The 565-nt window shown below is 39.3% G+C and carries 1 pseudogene; it reads left to right on the top strand.

The annotated features are described in order from the left end of the window. A pseudogene (locus SMIDD26_RS13135) lies at window positions 1-502 on the top strand (ABC transporter substrate-binding protein); the annotation flags it as partial. Between the last annotated feature and the right edge of the window lie 63 nt (window positions 503-565).

The raw sequence follows: 565 nt of genomic DNA, 5'->3' as shown, positions 1-565 counted from the left end.
TGCCAACGGTCAAACATCTTACACAATCCTTTGGGCACCAGCTCAAAATGGTATCCAAGCTAAACTTTTAGAAGCAAGTAAGGTAGAAGTGGTAGAAGTACCATTCCCATCAGACGAAGGTAAACCAGCTCTTGAATACCTTGTAAACGGATTTGCAGTATTCAACAATAAAGACGACAAGAAAGTCGCTGCATCTAAGAAATTCATCCAGTTTATCGCAGATGACAAAGAGTGGGGTCCAAAAGACGTAGTTCGTACAGGTGCTTTCCCAGTTCGTACATCATTTGGCAAACTTTATGATGACAAACGTATGGAAACAATCAGCAGCTGGACTCAATATTACTCACCATACTACAACACTATTGATGGATTTGCTGAAATGAGAACACTTTGGTTCCCAATGTTGCAATCTGTATCAAATGGTGACGAAAAACCTGCGGACGCTTTGAAAGCCTTCACTGAAAAAGCGAACGAAACAATCAAAAAAGCTATGAAACAATAGTCCTTAGTTATTCTATAAAAAGTAGTTTTTTAAAGAACCTAAGAGTGTATACCCCCTTTTCCC

The organism is Streptococcus mitis (genome assembly GCF_001579035.1).
GTDB lineage: Bacteria > Bacillota > Bacilli > Lactobacillales > Streptococcaceae > Streptococcus > Streptococcus mitis_J.
Note: the sequence above shows the minus strand (reverse complement) of the source record. Positions and strands in the feature narration are given on the sequence as shown.